The sequence below is a fragment of the Microbulbifer litoralis genome (genome assembly GCF_023634065.1).
GTDB lineage: Bacteria > Pseudomonadota > Gammaproteobacteria > Pseudomonadales > Cellvibrionaceae > Microbulbifer > Microbulbifer litoralis.
On the sequence record NZ_JALKCV010000001.1, the window covers coordinates 225,102 to 241,205 of the forward strand.

A 16,104-nucleotide genomic window follows, 5' to 3' on the forward strand; every position below is an offset into this window, starting at 1 on the left:
GGCGTTTACTGTGCGTTGAACCAGTGGCGACCGTCCCGGTCCAGCAGTTCGTTGGCGGCCTGCGGGCCCCAGCTGCCGGCGCGGTACAGTTGCGGCTGGCTGTTGATCTCGCGCCAGTGCTCGATGATCGGGTCGACCCAGGCCCAGGCAGCGGCCACTTCCTCGCGGTGGATAAACAGCGCCGGATTGTCCGCTGCCGCGTCCAGCATCAGGCGCTTGTAGGCGTCGCTGCGGAAACTGTCGTAAGTGTCCGACAGGGTCAGGTTCAACTCGGCCGGCTGCAGTTCCATGGTCAGGCTGTCCATTTTCTTCGCCATCAGGATCAGCTTGATGCTCTCTTCCGGCTGCAGGCGGATTACCAGGCGGTTGGGGAGAACCGGGCCGGCGGATTCGTCGTACACGTGGTGGGAGACATCCTTGTACTGGATCACGATTTCCGCGCAGCGCTTCTCCATGCGCTTGCCGGTGCGCAGATAGAAAGGCACGCCGGCCCAGCGCCAGTTGTCGATATGGGCGCGGATGGCGACGAACGTCTCGGTGCTGCTGGTGGCGGCCTCCAGCTCCTCCAGGTAACCGGGTACCAGCTGGCTACCCAGGCCACCGGCGACGTACTGGCCGCGAACGATATTTTCGTCCACCGCTTCGTCCACCAGCGGGCGCAGCGCTTCCAGCACCTTGATCTTCTCGGCGCGGATGTTCTTCGCCGACATGCTGTTGGGGGATTCCATGGCGATCAGGCACAAAAGCTGCAGCAGGTGGTTCTGCACCATGTCGCGCAGCGCGCCGGTCTCGTCGTAGAAACCCGCCCTGCCCTCGAGGCCGACGGTCTCGGAAATGCTGATCTGGATATGGTCGATGGTCTTGGCATCCCACAGGTGCTCGAACAGCACATTGCTGAAACGCAGCGCCAGCAGGTTCTGTACCGTTTCCTTACCCAGGTAGTGGTCGATACGGAAAATGCTTCTTTCCGGGAAGTAGCTGGCGATCTTGCTGTTGATCTCGTCGGAGGTCTCGGCGTTGTAGCCCAGCGGCTTCTCCACCACCACGCGGGACTGCTCGTTGATCAGCCCTTTCAGCGACAGGTTTTCACAGCAGATACCGAATACCGCCGGCGGGATCGCCAGGTAGAACAGGCGCACCCGCTCTTCGTCGCCACCGAGAATATCCGCCAGCTGGTCCCACTGCTCATCCGGCTTGGCGATATCCACCGCCACCGCGCGCAGCATCTGGCTGAATTCCTGCCAGACCGCGTCGCTGTACTCGCCCTCGCGCAGATGCGTTTTCAGGGCGTCCTGGGCGGTCTCCAGATATTTGTCCACGTCCCCCTGGCGGCGACAGATCGGCAGGATACGGCTGCCCTCGGCCAGGCCGCCCTCCTTGTGCGCCCGGTAGAGCGCGGGAATCAGTTTGCGCAGCGACAGGTCCCCGCCGCCGCCAAACAACACCATGTCAAAAGCATTAGCCATATTTTTTGCTCTGTTTGTAGATCGCGTTCTTCCGTTCTCCACGCGATTGTTCAGTAGAGAATACTTGCGCCGCTCTCGGCGCCGCTGGCGATCGCCCGCATATTGGCGAACAGCTCGCGCCCCATGCCGCGGGCGCTGCCGGAGAGATCGCACTCGGCCGCCTGGCGCTGTTCCAGCTCGGCGTCGTCGACATGCACGCGCAGCACACCGGCTTCGGCGTCCAGCTCGATCAGGTCGCCGTCGCGGATCTTGGCGATGGGACCGCCTTCAACCGCTTCCGGCGATACGTGAATCGCCGCCGGCACCTTACCCGAGGCACCGGACATACGGCCATCGGTAATCAGCGCCACCTTGAAGCCGCGGTCCTGCAATACGCCCAGGGTCGGGGTCAGCTTGTGCAGTTCGGGCATGCCGTTGGCCTGCGGCCCCTGGAAGCGGACCACGGCGACAAAATCCTTTTCCAGTTCGCCGGCCTTGAAACGCTCCAGCAGGGCATCCTGGTCGTGGAACACAATGGCCGGCGCTTTCACTGTGCGGTATTCCGGCTTGATCGCCGACACCTTGATCACACTGCGGCCAATATTGCCCTCGAGCAGCTGCAGGCCACCGTGGCCGGAAAACGGATCGCTGACCGGGCGCAGGATATCGGCATCGCCGGTCTCCTCCACCGTCGGGCGCCAGACCACCCCGGTCCTGTCTTCGTTGAGGAACGGATCCTCGCAGTAGGGCGCCATGCCCGAGTCGCCGAGAACGGTGTGCACATCGTCGTGCAGCAGGCCCGCGCCCAACAGTTCGCGAATCAGGAACTGCATGCCGCCGGCGGCGGCGAAGTGGTTGATATCGGCGGTGCCGTTCGGATACACATGGCACAGCAGCGGCACCACATCCGACAGCTCCGCCATATCCTGCCAGGTGAGCTGGATACCGGCGGCGCGCGCCATGGCCACCAGGTGCAGGGTGTGGTTGGTGGAACCGCCGGTGGCCAGCAGGCCGACAATGCCGTTGATGAAGGCCTTCTCGGTCAGGACCTTGGCGATCGGCGTATGGCGGCTGGGCTCGGTAATCTGCACCAGTTGCTTCACCGCCTCGTTGGTCAGCGCATTGCGCAGGTCGGTGCCCGGATTGACAAAGGAACTGCCGGGCAACTGCAGCCCCATGATCTCCACCAGCATCTGGTTGGAGTTGGCGGTGCCGTAGAAAGTGCAGGTACCCGGACTGTGGTAGGAGGCGCTCTCGGACGCCAGCAGTTCGTCGCGGCCGACCTTGCCCTCGGCGTAGAGCTGGCGCACACGCGCCTTTTCCGAGTTGGAGATGCCGGTGGGCATCGGGCCCGCCGGCACGAACATGGCCGGCAGGTGGCCGAACGCCAGTGCGCCGATCACCAGCCCGGGCACGATCTTGTCGCAGATGCCCAGGAACATGCCGCCCTCGAACACATCGTGGGACAGCGCGATGGCCGTGGACATGGCGATCACATCGCGGGAGAAAAGACTCAGTTCCATGCCCGCGCGGCCCTGGGTCACGCCGTCGCACATGGCCGGCACGCCGCCGGCAACCTGCGCCGTGGCGCCGTTGCGCGCCGCGGCCTCCTTCAGCAGTGGCGGGTAGGCACCGTAGGGCTGGTGCGCCGACAGCATATCGTTGTAGGCGTTGACGATCGCCAGGTTGGGGCCGCGCCCGGACGCGATCAGCTTTTTGTCCTCGTCCGTGGAGGCGGCGATCGCGTGCGCCAGGTTGCCGCAGGACAGGTGGCTGGCGGCACGGCCCTCAAAGTGGGCCCGATCGACCTGCGCCAGGTATTCCGCCCGCGTCTCCTCACTGCGTTCGATAATCCGCTCGGTAACTGCTTGAACCTTGCTGTGAACCATAACCCTTTTGCCTATTGTTCAACTGGCGGGCTCGGGCGCCGGGGCACCTTTGCTCACCCGCTGGTAGTAGTCGATCAGGCCGGCGGTGGAGGCATCCTGATGGTGCAGTTCACCGCTCTCCAACTGTGGTTGTAGTGCCGCGGCCAGCCCCTTGCCCAGTTCCACGCCCCACTGATCGAACGAATAAATTTGCAGGATCGCGCCCTGCGTAAAAATCTTGTGCTCATACAACGCCACCAGGGCACCCAGGGAGCGCGGATCCAGCCTCCGCAACAGGATGGTGTTGCTCGGCCTGTTGCCTTTGTGCACCTTGAATGGAGCGAGTTTTTCGATCTCTTTTTCGCCCAATCCCCGAGCCGCCAGCCCGGCACTCACCTGCTCTCGGTCGACGCCGTTCATCAATGCCTGGCTCTGCGCCAGCATGTTCGCCAGCAGTATCTCGTGATGCCCTTCCAGGTCGTGCCCCGGTGCGACACTGCCGATAAAGTCCGCCGGCACCACTTCCGGGCTCTGGTGGAGGTACTGGTAAAAGGCGTGCTGGCCGTTGATACCGAGCATGCCCCATATTAGCGGGCCGGTTGCGTAACCGACCTCCTCCCCTGCCCTGGTGGTAGATTTGCCGTTGCTCTCCATTTCCGCCTGCTGCAGGTACGCCGGCAACCTGTGCAGCGCCTGCTCGTAGGGCAGGATCGCGTGCGCCGGGTAGCGCATGAAAGTGCAGTACCAGACACTCAGCAGCGCCATCAATACCGGCGCATTTTTCTCCAGCGGCGCCTCGTGGAAATGCCGGTCCATCGACGCGGCGCCGTCCAGCAGTTCGCGGAAACGGTCGAAGCCCACGGCAATGGCGATGGGCAGACCGATCGCCGACCAGAGCGAAAAGCGCCCGCCGACCCAGTCCCAGAACCGAAAAACGCGCTGAGCTTCGATACCGAACTCGCGCGCTTTTTCCGGGCTGGCCGTCACCGCCACAAAGTGCTTCTGCAACACCGCTTCCCGCGGCGCCAACTCGCCGAACCAGCGCAACGCGCTGCGCGCATTGGTCATGGTCTCGGTGGTGCCGAAGGTCTTTGAAGACACCGCGAACATGGTGGTCTCGGCATCCAGCCCGGCCAGCACATCCGCCAGTTCGGCACCATCCACATTGGAAACGAAGTGCACACGCACATCGTCGCGCCGGTAGGCCCGCAGCGACCCGATCACCATTTCCGGGCCGAGGTGGGAGCCGCCGACACCGAGATTGACCACATCGGTAATCCGCCTGCCGGTGTATCCTGTCACGCCGCCATTATGTAGTAAATTTACAAACTCTTTCAAGCGCCCCAGCTCGGTTTCCACCAGATCCGCCACCGGACCGCCGTCCAGTTCAACCGGATCCGGTAAACCGCCGCGCAATGCCGGGTGGAGAACCGGGCGCCCCTCGGTGCCATTGATTGGCGCTCCGGAGAACATTCTGGCCCGCAGGCCCTCCAGGTCGGTATCCCGGGCCAACTGTAATAAATTTACAAGAACCTCATCGTCGACCAGGTTCTTCGAGTAATCGAACAGGAATTCCGGCAGCTCCAGCGAGTAGCGCGCCGCCCGCTGCGGCTCCTCTGCGAAGAGCTGCCGCAGGTGGCGACCGCGCATCTGCCGGGCCTGGGTTTCCAGCTGCTGCCAGGTGGAAAGTTGGGTGATATCCATAGAGAACCCCTCTGAATGCGGCCCCGCGACGGGATGCGGGTGCCGGTTATTGTTTTTGTGGCGCCGCTGCCGTACCGCCGGGGAAATTACGAATCCCGGCAACAGCGTTATGACAGCGCTGTCATAAAGAAGTGAGATTCCCACAGCGACCCCGCCCTGTCAATTTCATCTGTAACCAGGCGCCGCAAACAAACCCGGAAGCGCGACAGCGCCGGCGCCGCCCGCGCACAGGACAAACTCACCGCCATTTACTGCTAGAATGCCGGACTCGGCCAGAGCAGCGCCGAACAGGCCACCAGCGCCGCCCAAACAACAAGGACCAGCGCCACAGATGAAAGTGACCATCAACGATGTCGCCGCGCGAGCCGGCGTATCGATCAAGACCGTCTCCCGGGTGATCAACAACGAGCCGTCGGTACGCCCCGCCACCAGGAAGAAGGTGATGGACGCCGTCTCGGAACTGAACTACCAGCCCAACCTGGCGGCGCGCAACCTGGCCGGGACCCGCTCCTACACCATCGCTTTCATCTACGACAACCCCAACGCCTACTATGTAATCGACATGCAGAACGGCATACTCGAGGCCTGCAAGGCGCGCGGCTACGAGCTGCTGATTCACCCCAGCAACGCCGGCTCCCCGACGGTGCACCGGGAACTGCAGGACCTGGTGGAACACTCGAAGATCGCCGGCCTGGTGCTGACGCCCCCCTTCTCCGAAACCCAATCGGTGATCGATACGGTCAAGCGCCTGGAGGTCGACTATGTCCGCATCGTGTCCAGCGAAGCGGCGCTCGAGGACGAGGGCAATTGCATCCAGGTGGACGACAGCGCCGCCGCCTACGACCTGACCCGCCACCTGCTGCAGCACGGCCACAGGCGCATCGGTTTTCTCTGCGGCGGCGAGGAACACGTCTCCACCCACGGCCGCCTGGACGGTTATCGCCGCGCGATGCAGAACGCCGGTATCATCGTCGAGCGGGAACTGGTCCTGAAGGGGGAGTACTCATTCGACTCGGGTGTCAACGGTGCCAAAAAGCTGCTGCAGTCCGACAACCCGCCCACGGCCATCTTCGCCAGCAATGACGAAATGGCGGCCGGTGCGCTGTTCGCCGCCCGCCTGATGAATATCGCCATTCCCGAACAGCTGTCGATCGTCGGCTTCGAGGACAGCCCCTTCTCCCGCCAGACCTGGCCCAAACTGACCACCGCCCACCAGCCCAACAACGAAATCGCCAAGTGCGCCGCGGCACTGCTGCTGAGCCGGACCCGCGGCAAGGCGACCGAGAGCGGTTCGGCCAGCAAGGAGGCCGGCATCAAACGCGAGTTTACGCCAGAGCTGGTGGTGCGGGACTCCAGCGGGCCGGCGCCGGTTGAAATCATGAATGATGAATAACGAGTGCGGACAACTCTGCCGGGAGCAGGTTTGCACGGCCGCAGGCTGCCCGCGAAGCGGGTGAAGCGCGGGGACGCGTTGCAGGAATGCGCAACAGCATGTGCTGCACCGCGTTTCGCCGCCGAGCTTTCTCCGACGCTTGATCACGACCTGTAACTGCCACGCCATACACCGGGTCAAGTCGCGTATTCCGCATAAAAAAATGCCCTCACAAGGAGGGCAAAGATGACGAGAACCAAAAAGAAAACAACAATAAAATCAGACTGAACCACACAATCTGCAGTGCCCGGCACACTGGGCCCGGCACACTGGGCGGCGCCCCACTTAGCGGCGGGGGCGCAGGCGACTAACCTTTACTCCAGCGACGCATCTTGTGCCCCTTGAGCGCGTAAAACATGATGAACAGGTAGGCCGGAATCGCAATCACGTAGGCGGCCTGACCATCACCGGTATCGGCGAAGTGCCCATACAATGGGGGCAGAATTGCACCGCCTGAAATCCCCATAATCAGCAGTGCTGCGCCCTTGGAAGTAAATTTGCCAAGTCCGTCCAAAGCCAGCGGCCAGATTGCCGGCCAGCACATGGCATTGGCGAAACCCAGCAGGGCAACAAAGAACACGGCATTTGGCACTTCCGGCAGGCCCACGTGGGACAGGCTCGCCGCAGACAGGGCGGTGCTGTCTAGGGAACCGGTCATCACCAGTCCCGTAAACACAATCCCCAGCACAGCGGAAATAAACAACGCGACTTGCTGGCTGATAAAGCGCGGAATCGCGGCAATACCGCACACATAGCCCACCACCATGAAAGTCATCGTATAGGCAGTGAGCTTGGAGGCCGTCGCGGCGCCAACACCGGCCTGCTTGCCCAGCAGCCCAATAGCGTCACCCGCGATCACTTCCACACCGACGTAGAAGAACAGCGCAATGGAGCCGAGGATCAACTGCGGGAATTTCAGCAGAACAGGGAGGGTAACCGCGACCTCTTCCTGCCCCTCGATGACCTCGTCTTCGATATCGGGCAAAGGCACAAACATCATGGCGACGGCAAGGGCAAACCCGAGGATGGCCATGCCGACGTAGGGGCTCACTAACTGTCCGGCCAACTCAGCCAACTTACTATCCCTGGCAGCGTCACTGAGCACTGCCAGTTCAGTGTCCGAGATGCCTGTGATGCCGGACAGAACCAGGGCCGCAAACACCAGCGGCGCAACAATCCCGGCTCCCTTGTTGAGAAGCCCCATGATGCTGATCCGCACCGCCGCCGTTTCCGGTGCGCCGAGTTTCACAACATAGGGATTGGACGCGGTCTGCAGAATGGTCAGGCCTGAGCCCACGACAAACTGGGCGAGCAGGAAAACACCGAACATGCGGCTATAGGCCGCCGGAATAAAAATCAGCGCGCCTACGCCGACCAGTGCCAACCCCAAAGCCATACCCGCCTTGTAGCCGGTGCGCTCGATAATGGCCGCCATCGGAAGCGCCATTACGGTATAGGCAATATAGAACGCAGAGGCGACCAGCATGGCCTCAAAAGAGGTCAGGCTGCAGACAGTCTGCAAGTACGGAATCAACGCACCATTCAGCCAGGTCACGAAGCCGAAAATAAAAAACAGCATGCCGATGATCAGCATGGGGACCAGGCTGCTTTTGGCCCCGACCCGGCCTTCGTCAATAACTGCAGTTTCCATAGGGAGCACCTTTTATCGTTATAGTCGTCAGCAGGAGCCCGCGGGCAGGCCCCTACACTGCAAATACTTCCTTGCCCTGAATCCAGGTTCTCCGAACCCGCAATTCGTCGTCCAACAGTATCAGGTCCGCACTGTCGCCGACGCGAATACGGCCGGCATCCATCCCCAGGAACTGCGCCGGGTAAAGCCCGCCCATGCGCAGCGCCTCGGTCAACGCCACCCCACACCAGTCGCGGATATTGCGCACCGCGGAAATCATGTCCAGGTGCGAGCCGGCCAGCTCACCGGTGGTGGACGTCAGTTTATCGCCCTGCTTCGTCACCACCCGGTCAAACAGCGGGAAGCTGGTCTCGCTGCTGCCCACCAGTGACATGGCATCGGTCACCAGCAGGACCTTGCCGCGGGGCTTGGCTTTCAGGGCCAGTGTCATGGCCTCGGCGCAGACGTGGTGGCCGTCGGCGATCAGGCCGCACCAGGCTTCGTCGCGGATCAGCGCCGTGCCCACCATGCCGGGCTCGCGGGAATGCAGCGGCGACATGGCGTTGTACAGGTGCGTAAAACCGGTCGCGCCGGCATCCACCGCCGCGGATGCAGTGGCGCCGTCGGCGTTGGAGTGGCCGAGGCACACCTTTACCCCCAGGTCCACCAGCCTGCGGATATCCCCGACCGCGACATTTTCCGGCGCCAGTGTCACAACCTTGATCCCCAGGTCGTCGCGACCGTACAGGGCCAGCTCCTCGTCACTGAGGGGCCGGATAAATTTTTCCTCGTGGGTGCCCTTCTTGGGCGTACTCAGGTGCGGCCCCTCGAAGTGCACGCCCAGCACGCCCGGCACCCCTTCGCGCAGCGCGTCGCTGACCGCATCGGCGGCCTTCCGCATTACATCCAGCTGATCGGTGATCAGCGTGGGCACGAAACCGGTGGTACCGAAACGCGCGTGCGCCGCACTCATTTTGCCCAGCGCGTTGACACTGGGATCGTTGTTGAACAGCGCACCGCCGCCACCGTTGACCTGCACATCCACCAGGCCCGGCGCCAGCAGACCGCGCAGCCGCTCGGCTGCGGCGGGGGCCTGGCCACCGACCGACTGGATGCAGCCGCGGTCGTCGATCGCCAGCGGAATATCGCGGTGAACCTGTTCACCGTCGAAAAGCTGCTCCGCGATAAATGTGCGCGTCACGTCAACCTCCACTTCCGGCAATCAGCGTGTCTGGGTGACTTTCTTCAGCCCCGCCGGCTCGTCCGGGTTGATCCCCCGGCTGACCGCCACGTGGGCCACATCGATATAGAAACGCTGCAGCAGTGCCAGCGGCGCCACGCGCGGGTGCACGCCCTTGCTCGGTACATGCAGGTTCACCAGGGTGCCGCCGCGGCGGATGATATCGGCGATCTGCTCGCTGTGGGCCTCGAAGGATTCGTCCTCGATCGGCACATTGACCACGGTCAGCTTCTGCTCCACCAGCGTCACCGGGCCGTGCAGGAATTCCGCACTGGAGAAGGACTCCGCGTGGATATTGCAGACTTCCTTGAGCTTCAGCGCCAACTCGCGGGTAATGCCGTAGCCGGGGCCGCGCCCCAACACCACCAGGTTCTTGACCGCCGCCAGGTCCTCCGGGCGCAGCTGGGTATCGGCCGCAACCGCTTCCTTCAGGGTCTGCGGCAGCTTGTCCACCGCTTCCAGCAATTCCTTGTCTTCGGTCCAGTTGGCCACCAGTTGCAGCACGGCCGACAGTGTCGCCAGGTAGCTCTTGGTGGCGGCCACGGCTTTTTCCGGGCCGGCTTTCAGCGGCACCATCTGGTCGACGATATCCTTGATCGGCGCGGATTCATCGTTGACCAGCGCCACGGTATAGGCGCCCGCCTCTTTGGCCATACGCGCCTGGGCGAGAATGTCCGGGCTGCGGCCGGACTGGGAGATCACGATGACCAGCGCCCCGTCCAGCTTCAACTTGCGACCGTAGACACTGGAGACAGAGGGCGCCGCGGCAAACGTCGGCACCCCGGTCTCGATCTCGATCAGGTACTTGGCGAAGACGCCGGCGTGATCGGAGGAACCGCGGCCGACGATCATCACGAACTTCGGCGGCTCGCGGCGCAGCCGTTCACCCAGCTGTGCCATGATGCCGGCATTGGCCTGCAGTTGCCCGGCGATGCGCTCCGGCGCCTCGCGGGCCTCGGTTTCCATCACGGTGGTGGCCATGGCGCTGTCACCCTGTGTTGTCTCGGCAGTAGTTGCTGCGGTCATAGGATTTCTGCTTCCGTTATCCGTAAAGTGCTTTGCTGCCGGCCTTCTTGGCGGCCGGCTTGCTCGCGCTGGCCTCTCCGGCCAGGGACTGCTGTGCAAAATAGACACAGCCGAGTTCGGGTGGATCCAGCGGCTCGGCCAGGCGCTTCACCACATGTGGCGCGAGCCAGCGGCGCAGGCGCGGCGCCAGGCCGCCGATCATCGACAGCCGCGGCGGATTCAGCTCCAGCAGCTTGTCGGCCAGGTCGCTGATATAGCCGGCGCCGTCGCGAACGATCGCCACCGCCACCGGATCGCCGGCCTCGGCGCACTCGATCACCGGCACCGCCAGGCGCGCGTAGTGGCTGGAGGATTTGCCGCCGATCTTCTCGAATACCTCGTTGGCCGTACTGCTCTCGAGCATCTTCAGCAGTTCGCCCTTCAGGCGCGAATCCTCTGCCAGGCCGTCGAGGGCCATCAGCAGGTATTTCACCGCTTCCATTCCCATCCAGGCGCCACTCCCCTTGTCCCCGTGCGGGAAACCGTGCCCGCCCAGAAGGGTACTCTCACCATTGACCCAGGCGTAACCGACGGATCCGGTACCGGCAATGATGACCGCACCGTCGCCGCCGCGATGGGCGCCGAGACAGGCGGAGTGCTGATCGGTGGTGAGGTACATTTTCTTGAAGGGATGGGCCCAGGAGGCCATTTCGTTGTAGAGGCGCGGCATATTCACCCCCGCCAGCCCCACGCCGGCAACCAGCTTGCCCAGGGTTTCCGGCGCCAGCCCGGCATCGGCCAGGGCCAGGGCCGCGGAGCGGGCGATGGAATCTATGGTCTGGGCGTAACCGTGCAGCGGGTTGGCGGGACCGGCAACTCCGGTGCCGAGAAGGCGATTGTCGGCGTCGACGATAGACGCGCGGCACTTGCTGCCACCGCCGTCAACACCAATAAAAAGTATGTCCCTGTCTCTCAAAGCAACCATCTGTACCGGCCTCTAAGATTTCGTATTGTTATGTGTCTTCACCGGGCTTCCCACACGATTTCCCCCAGGGGAAGCCCGATCGGCGCGCCGGCACGGCAATGCACCGGGACGCGATCATCGCGTTCCCGGGCCGATACCCGGCCAAGGGGCGCCAGTGCCAATATGGAAGGGATACTACAGGACAAATGACAGCGTTGTCATCCCATTTCCATAAAAAATTGCGCCCGCAGGCGTAAACAGGGCCCGGCTTGATCAAAACTTGTTCTCCCATGTCATTGGGGCGCGCTCTGTCCTGCCCATGTCACCTTTCTTCAACCCCCGGCGCCAGCTTGCAATACGCACGTCACACTTTTCTGCGATAAAGCAGCCGCTTTGAATTGTGCGCCAGATCGCGCGCAGACTGCCAACCCATAACAACAAGGATCGGGAAAGTGAATTCTGCGCTCTCCCGAAGCCCACCCAGAGCGAGAGATCATTGGATATGAAGGGCTTGTGGCTATACGGTCTGCTGACCGCCCTGCTCTCCTGCCCGGTACTGGCTGCACCGGCACAGGAAGCGCAGACCCTGTTCCGGATGACCGGGTCCAACACCATCGGCGCCGAGCTGGCACCGCGACTGGTGAAGGGGTACCTGCAAAGTCTAGACGCTACCGGCATCGAGCAGCGCAGCGACGGCGAACGGCACTGGATCAGCGCCCGGCTGGCCGGCAATGCGGTCGAGGTACCGATCGTCGCCCTGGGTTCCAGCACCGGCTTCAAGGCGCTGGACAAGAATAGCGCCGATATCGGCATGGCCTCGCGCAGGATAAAGCCGAAGGAAGTAAAAATGCTCGAACGCTTCGGCGACCTCACCGGCGCCGCGGCGGAGCATGTGATCGGGCTGGACGCGCTGGTGGTGGCCGTACATCCGGACAACCCCATCTCCCAACTGACCCTCGCCCAACTGGCGCAGATCTACAGCGGCGAAATCCGCAACTGGCGCCAACTGGGCGGTGCCGACCTGCCGATCCAACCACTGCACCGGGACACCGAATCCGGCACCCGCGCCACTTTCGACGGCGAAGTCTTCGGCGGCGGCCGACCGGCGGCCCGCGGAGTCCGCGAGGTATCCGGCAATGCCGAAACCGAGCGGCTGGTGCAGGAGCGGCGCGGTGCCATCGGCTACCTCCCCTACGCCGATGCCGATGGCGTCAAAAAGGTGGCGATCAAGGCCGGCAACCTGGCCGCGGTGGTCCCAGACAGCGGCATCATCGCCACCGAGGACTTCCCACTGACGCGGCGCCTGTACCTGTACAGGAATCCCGGCGAGCACAAACCCCACGTGGACGCCTTCCTGCACTTTGTGGAATCCGGCCCGGGTCAGCAACTGGTGGCGGACACCGGCTTCATCAACCTGACACCGGTGGCACTGAAAATGACGCCCTACCCCAACGCGCCCGAGTCCTATCGCGCGCTGATGGAAAGCGGCCGGCGCCTCAGCATCTCCTTCCGCTTTACCGACGGCAGCGCGGAACTCGACAACCGCGCGCTCAAGGACCTGCGGCGGCTGGAACACTATATGGAAGGATCCGGACAGCAACTGGACCTGACCCTGGTCGGATTCTCCGACCGCAAATCCAACGACAATATCGCCGACCTGATTTCCCGCTTCCGCGCCCTCAAGGTCCAGGGCGCGCTGCTGCGCGACCACCAGCTGGGCGACAGCCACATCCTGGCGCTGGGCGCCTTCGCACCGCTGACCGCCAACCGGGAGCACGCGCCGGTGAAAAACAGCCGGGTCGAGGTCTGGATCCAGTAGTGCCGGCGCCACCGGTTGCGCGCGAGTGCTATGGGGGCGGCTATGCTTGTGTCCATGGGCCTGCCAGAATAGCGGCGGGTTACTCATTACAGGGATGCAACGAATGACTCACCCGGCCCGGCTCGCTTCGAACTGCGCATTTCGGATCCTGTGCACGACCGCTCTACTGTCAATTCTGCTGTTGCTCGGCAGTTGCTCCAGCATCCAGTTCGCCTACGGGCAACTCGACCGCTGGCTGCGCTGGCAGCTGGACGACTACGTGGACCTGAACCGCGAGCAGGAGGATCAGCTACAGACCGCCCTCGACAGTTTCCTGGCCTGGCACCGCCAGACCCAACTGCCCCGCTATGCCGATTCCATGGAACAGCTGGCCGGGCAGGTGGACAGCGGCAACCTGGAAGCCGTGCGGCTGGAGGCCGTCGAAGACACCGCGCGCGGCTACTGGGAGACCGCCAGCACGCAATTCTACGACCTGCTGATCCCGCTGGCCGGCACCCTGGACCGACAGCAGATCGACGAGCTGGAGGAAAACCTGCGGGAAAAGCGCGCGGAATCCCTGGAAAAATGGCGGGAGTCCCCGGAGAAAGTGCAGCGGCGCCGCCAAAAACAGATCCGCAAACACAGCGAACGCTGGCTCGGCTCCCTCAGCGATGAACAGGAAAGGCTGATCGCCGCCTGGGTGGCAGAGGTGAGCTACAACCCGCAGTTGCGGGACCGGCAACGGGCCAAGTGGCAGGCGCGCTTTATCGAACTGCTGCGACGCAGACCGGACAACTACCAGTCGCAGTTGCGCGACCTGATGCTGAACCCGGAACAGCTGTGGCCGGGCGAGTACCGGCAGATGCAGGAAGAGCGGCACCAGCGCGCGCGCGCCCTGAGCGAAAAAATACTGGCCAGCACCACACCGCGACAGCAACAGCACCTGAGCGAAACACTGCGCGAATATGCGCAGGACTTCCGCGAGCTGGCCAATCGCTGACTCCCGGGCCGACAGCAAGATAATTGCCTGATTGGCCCGGATGGAACGCAGTGAAAGCCGGGGCCACTGCACCCATGCCCGTATCGCCCTTCCCGGATTCCGCTGCGCTCCATCCGGGCTACGCGCGGCCTCCCTGCAAGAGAACACGTGATCACATTTCTTGATCCGGGCCCATTCGCGCCGCTCGCCCCGGGCGCACTGGCCACCGGAGCTGACGAATCCGCCCCGCGCCTGCTAAGCTCCCGCCTCCCATAAGCCAAATCGAGGACAAACCGTGCATATCGACTCCGCCAGCCGCGAACAACTGCAAGAGTGGGAAAAGGAACTGAGTGCGCAGTACCAGCGAATCTGCGGACACGAACTCAGCCTGGACATCACCCGCGGCAAACCGTCCGCCGACCAGCTCCACCTGGCCGACAAGCTCGACGGCATCCTGAACGGCGACTACCGCGCGGCAGACGGCACCGATACCCGCAACTACGGCGGCCTGGACGGCCTCGCCTGCGCCCGCGACCTGGGTGCGGATATCCTGCAGGTTCCCAGTGAGGAAGTGATGGCCGGCGGCAACAGCTCGCTGACGCTGATGTACCACGCGGTACTGACCGGCTACCTGTTCGGCTTTGCCGGCAACACCCCCTGGCGCGAGCTGAAAGAGCCGAAATTCCTCTGCCCGGTGCCCGGCTACGACCGCCACTTCGCCATCTGTGAGCAACTGGGCATCGGCATGGTCAACGTGCCCATGACCGACACCGGCCCCGATATGGACACGGTCGAGAAACTGGTGCGCGAGGACTCCGATATCATCGGTATCTGGTGCGTGCCCAAATTCTCCAACCCCACCGGCGTCACCTACAGCGCCGACACCGTCGATCGCCTGGCGCAACTGGGCGGGATCGCCAACCCCGGCTTCCGCATCTTCTGGGACAACGCCTACGCGATCCACGACCTGGAGCAGCAGGTCAACCTGCCCGGTATCCGCAGCGCCACCCTGGCCAACGACACCGCCGACTCGGTGATCCAGTTCGCCTCCACCTCCAAGGTCACCTTCGCCGGCGCCGGCGTGGCCTTTGTCAGTAGCAGCCCCGCCAACCTGGCGTCGCTGAAACAGCAGATGCAGGCCATGACCATCGGCCCGGACAAGGTGAACCAGCTGCGCCACTCGCGCTTTTTCGCCGAGTTCACCATGCTCAAGGCGCACATGCAGAAGCACGCCGAAATCCTGAAACCGAAATTCAAATGTGTGCTGGGCCAGTTGGAAAAGGCCTTCGGCGATTCAGACCTGGGCGAATGGGAAACACCGAAAGGCGGCTACTTCGTATCCTTCAATACCCGCCCGGACTGTGCCACCGAAGTGGTCAGGCTGGCCGCGGACGCAGGCGTCAAGCTGACCCCGGCCGGCGCCACCTTCCCCTACGGCAAGGACCCGCAAGACACCAATATCCGCATCGCCCCCAGCTTCCCGCCGCTGGAGGAAGTGGACACGGCCATGTCGGTATTTGTGCTGTGTGTGAAATTGGCGAGTGTGCGCAAGCAGTTGGAGGCGGCGTAGGTTCGGGACTCGGGACTCGGGACTCGGGACTCGGGACTCGGGACTCGGGACTCGGGACTCGGGACAAAATTGTCGGGAACAATTTTGGACGCCGCAAGGCGCCCGCGTAGCGGTAAGCGCCAGGGATGGCGCGAATCACTCGGGACTCTCAGGTAGGGTGCGCCCCCGATCAAGCCCAAAAAGAACATCCAAGCCAGATGTGAAGGCCCTGCAGCCGGGGGCTGTTTGTGAAACGATTGACTCGGGACATCCATGTCCCTCGCCCTTCGGGCGCCTGCGGCGTCCAAATCGGCGGCCCTGCCGATTTGTGCCGATGAGGCTGTTGAGCAAACAGCCACCGGGAGCGGGGCCGTCCCGAAGCATGCTTACGAGCCCATCTGCGGACGCCCCACCAGCCCGATGAGCGGTGCGCACGGCGCACCCTGCCGCTCGGGATTGATGGGCACGCTACGCTTTGCCCATCCTACGG

General features: G+C 63.3%; 11 protein-coding genes. 4 read left to right on the plus strand and 7 right to left on the minus strand.

All coding sequences use genetic code 11. The features are described 5' to 3' along the window. Nucleotides 1-5: 5 nt before the first annotated feature. The 3 genes from zwf to pgi are packed head-to-tail and all read right to left on the minus strand — an operon-like array spanning nt 6 to nt 5,017. Entirely contained in the window at nt 6-1,466 is a 1,461-nt protein-coding gene (zwf, locus tag MWN76_RS00890) for a glucose-6-phosphate dehydrogenase (protein ID WP_250458605.1), read from the minus strand. A gap of 50 nt (nt 1,467-1,516) precedes the next feature. Then, nucleotides 1,517-3,334, minus strand: a complete 1,818-nt coding sequence (gene edd, locus MWN76_RS00895) for a phosphogluconate dehydratase (RefSeq protein WP_250458606.1) — start codon at nt 3,332-3,334, stop codon at nt 1,517-1,519. A gap of 18 nt (nt 3,335-3,352) precedes the next feature. Beyond that, nucleotides 3,353-5,017 (minus strand): glucose-6-phosphate isomerase, encoded by a 1,665-nt coding sequence (gene pgi, locus MWN76_RS00900; protein WP_250458607.1) that lies wholly within the window; start codon nt 5,015-5,017, stop codon nt 3,353-3,355. Between the two features lie 331 nt (nt 5,018-5,348). Here pgi and MWN76_RS00905 point away from each other — a divergent pair, with 331 nt between their 5' ends. Next, the gene (locus MWN76_RS00905; RefSeq protein ID WP_250458608.1) at nt 5,349-6,410 is read left to right on the plus strand and encodes a LacI family DNA-binding transcriptional regulator; all 1,062 of its coding nucleotides are present in this window, start codon (nt 5,349-5,351) and stop codon (nt 6,408-6,410) included. A gap of 346 nt (nt 6,411-6,756) precedes the next feature. On the opposite strand, the gene MWN76_RS00910 is transcribed toward MWN76_RS00905, so the two are convergent. Genes MWN76_RS00910 through nagK form a run of 4 tightly spaced genes read right to left on the minus strand, consistent with a single transcriptional unit; the run spans nt 6,757 to nt 11,309 of the window. Further along, a complete protein-coding gene (locus tag MWN76_RS00910; protein ID WP_250458609.1) occupies nt 6,757-8,100 on the minus strand; it encodes a sugar MFS transporter in 1,344 nt (447 codons plus the stop codon). 52 nt (nt 8,101-8,152) lie between these two features. Next, complete coding sequence (nagA, locus tag MWN76_RS00915) at nt 8,153-9,280, minus strand: N-acetylglucosamine-6-phosphate deacetylase (protein ID WP_250458610.1); 1,128 nt, start codon at nt 9,278-9,280, stop codon at nt 8,153-8,155. A 21-nt stretch (nt 9,281-9,301) separates the two neighbouring features. Continuing rightward, entirely contained in the window at nt 9,302-10,345 is a 1,044-nt protein-coding gene (gene nagB-II / locus MWN76_RS00920) for a glucosamine-6-phosphate deaminase NagB-II (RefSeq protein WP_250458611.1), read from the minus strand. 16 nt (nt 10,346-10,361) lie between these two features. Beyond that, a complete protein-coding gene (nagK, locus tag MWN76_RS00925) occupies nt 10,362-11,309 on the minus strand; it encodes an N-acetylglucosamine kinase (RefSeq protein WP_250458613.1) in 948 nt (315 codons plus the stop codon). Between the two features lie 481 nt (nt 11,310-11,790). Here nagK and MWN76_RS00930 point away from each other — a divergent pair, with 481 nt between their 5' ends. From MWN76_RS00930 to MWN76_RS00940, 3 genes are all read left to right on the plus strand, one after another. Continuing rightward, complete coding sequence (locus MWN76_RS00930; protein WP_250458615.1) at nt 11,791-13,107, plus strand: substrate-binding domain-containing protein; 1,317 nt, start codon at nt 11,791-11,793, stop codon at nt 13,105-13,107. Nucleotides 13,108-13,210: 103 nt separating this feature from the next. Further along, a complete protein-coding gene (locus MWN76_RS00935) occupies nt 13,211-14,086 on the plus strand; it encodes a DUF6279 family lipoprotein (RefSeq protein WP_250458616.1) in 876 nt (291 codons plus the stop codon). A gap of 274 nt (nt 14,087-14,360) precedes the next feature. Further along, a complete protein-coding gene (locus tag MWN76_RS00940; RefSeq protein WP_250458618.1) occupies nt 14,361-15,635 on the plus strand; it encodes an aspartate aminotransferase type Ic in 1,275 nt (424 codons plus the stop codon). Nucleotides 15,636-16,104: the final 469 nt, after the last annotated feature.

Coding starts and splice junctions, on each gene's coding strand:
- zwf (WP_250458605.1), bottom strand. CDS start 1,466: ATGGCTAATGCTTTTGACATGGTGTTGTTTGGCGGCGGCGGGGACCTG.
- edd (WP_250458606.1), bottom strand. CDS start 3,334: ATGGTTCACAGCAAGGTTCAAGCAGTTACCGAGCGGATTATCGAACGC.
- pgi (WP_250458607.1), bottom strand. CDS start 5,017: ATGGATATCACCCAACTTTCCACCTGGCAGCAGCTGGAAACCCAGGCC.
- MWN76_RS00905 (WP_250458608.1), top strand. CDS start 5,349: ATGAAAGTGACCATCAACGATGTCGCCGCGCGAGCCGGCGTATCGATC.
- MWN76_RS00910 (WP_250458609.1), bottom strand. CDS start 8,100: ATGGAAACTGCAGTTATTGACGAAGGCCGGGTCGGGGCCAAAAGCAGC.
- nagB-II (WP_250458611.1), bottom strand. CDS start 10,345: ATGACCGCAGCAACTACTGCCGAGACAACACAGGGTGACAGCGCCATG.
- nagK (WP_250458613.1), bottom strand. CDS start 11,309: ATGGTTGCTTTGAGAGACAGGGACATACTTTTTATTGGTGTTGACGGC.
- MWN76_RS00930 (WP_250458615.1), top strand. CDS start 11,791: ATGAAGGGCTTGTGGCTATACGGTCTGCTGACCGCCCTGCTCTCCTGC.
- MWN76_RS00935 (WP_250458616.1), top strand. CDS start 13,211: ATGACTCACCCGGCCCGGCTCGCTTCGAACTGCGCATTTCGGATCCTG.